2 protein-coding genes are annotated in these 2,122 nt (G+C 41.3%); both read left to right on the top strand.

Translation table 11 applies throughout. The features are described from left to right. The first annotated feature begins 777 nt into the window (after positions 1-777). Entirely contained in the window at positions 778-1,926 is a 1,149-nt protein-coding gene (locus tag NFS35_RS28725) for a site-specific integrase (RefSeq protein ID WP_251210367.1), read from the top strand. A gap of 13 nt (positions 1,927-1,939) precedes the next feature. Beyond that, the coding region (locus tag NFS35_RS28720) for a TnpV protein (RefSeq protein ID WP_251210366.1) at positions 1,940-2,122 on the top strand (183 nt) is incomplete at its 3' end.

The following is a 2,122-nucleotide window of genomic DNA, read 5'->3' as shown; positions in this document are numbered from 1 at the left end:
AATACCGGATGTCTTTATCCCATGAATGGGTGTAAAGACATCCGGTATTGTTCTTTTCCTTAAGTTAATGACATTGTGGAAGATGAAGGGTTTTAGAAAGGGAACCGCCCACGGTCTGAAGGCTGTGGGCGGTTTTTTACGGACGCAGATTTAAAAGTGCATATTAAAAACAGAAAATTGGAACAGACAGAAATTATGTCACGGATATTTTTTTAAAAGTGCATGTTAAGGGAAGGGGATATATTTTTTTGTAAAAAGTTTGTTTTGAGGTATGAAAGCAGCGTTTCCAGAAAAAAAGTATATGGTGGTAGTCTGCTGTGTTGAAAAATTGGATGAAAGCAGAAATCAGACTGGTTAGGAAAACAGTATTTCAGTATGTCCTGCCTGTCATGCTGAACAATGGGAAATTTTGAAAAGACTGTAAAGGGGGAGCATTTCAGAAAACCATATCTATGTAGGAAGAAATACACAGGTTGCAGACCGAGCCGGCATAACAGCAGCAATAAATTCAAGTGATAAAGAAAAGTACAATGATAGTTGCGAATCACACGCAGCTGATAAATTCCAGTAATTGCAAAAATTGGACTTGTTGGAATAATTGTGTTGCATGAGGAATAGTTACAATTTCAATCAAATTTAACCGCTGATATACATTGGCAATTTCAAATTTTTAGTAAAAATTCACTTCCAGTTCACAACTGATTGGAGAATCAGCGGTATCATAAGCTTCCTTGAAAGAGAGGGCGGTAAAAAATTTTGATTATATGGAGGCAGCTTATGGGCAAAGATAATAAGAGAAGAGACAGCAAAGGCCGTATATTGAGGACAGGTGAACAGCAGAGACAGGATGGAAAGTTTATGTATGCCTACCGTGGCAGAGACAATAAGATGCACTATGTTTACAGTTGGAAACTGGAGCCGACTGATAAACTGCCGGACGGTAAAAGGGAATGCAAAGCATTGAGGGAACTGGAAAAAGAGATTGAAAAATCCCTCAATGAAGAACTGGCATACCACGGTGGAGATGTCACGGTACTGGAACTGGTTGAGAGATATATTTCAATCAAAACAGGGGTAAGGCATAACACCCTTGCAGGATATAAAACAGTTGTCAACATACTGAAGAAAGAAGAGTTTGGCAGCCGGAGGATTGATTTGGTAAAACCGTCAGACGCCAAACTCTGGCTGATAAAGCTACAGTCAGAGGATAAGAGAAGTTACAGCAGTATCCATAGTATCAGAGGTGTTGTGCGTCCTGCCTTTCGTATGGCGGTTGAGGATGACTTAATCAGGAAGAACCCTTTCGACTGGGAACTTGCAACAGTGTTAATCAATGACAGCGTGAGAAGGGAAGCTGTTACACCAAAACAGGAAAGATTATTTTTGGAGTTTATCAAAAATGATAAGCATTACAGACAGTACTATGAGGGTATGTATATACTTTTTAAAACTGGCATGAGAGTATCGGAATTTTGCGGCCTGACGCTGTCAGACGTGGATATGAAAGGACGGAAGATACATATAGATAAACAGTTGCAGCGTACAAGAGAGGGAAAATATATGATTGCAGACACCAAGACTACATACGGCGAGCGTTATCTTCCAATGACGGAAGAAGTTTACCAGTACTTTAAAAAGCTGATAGCCAGACGCAGAAAAGCAAAGGTGGAGCCAATGGTGGATGGTGTAGGCGGCTTTCTGGTACTGGATAAAAACGGTATGCCGTACCTTGCATTACATTGGGAAAAGCGGTTCGAGTATGCTCTGGGGAAGTATAACAGGACATACAGGGAAGAACTGCCAAAGATAACGCCGCATGTATGCAGACATACCTATTGTAGTAACATGGCAAAGTCAGGAGTAAATGCAAAGACTTTACAGTACCTCATGGGTCATGCCGACATTGCCGCCATAAAACCAGAATGAGGAGATTAACAAAATGGATAAATTGAAAAAACATATTTATGATGAGAATAATGGACTTCATTATACGTTGGTAGGCGACTACTACATCCCGGACTTGAAGCTGCCGGAGGAGAACCGCACCATCGGACGCTACGGGCGGCTGCACCGGGAATATCTCAAACAGGAACACCCGGCACGGTACAGCTCCCTTATCCTG

This window comes from Acetatifactor aquisgranensis, assembly GCF_943193215.1.
Taxonomy (GTDB): Bacteria; Bacillota; Clostridia; order Lachnospirales; family Lachnospiraceae; genus Acetatifactor; species Acetatifactor aquisgranensis.
This window is presented reverse-complemented; position numbering and strand designations above follow the sequence as displayed.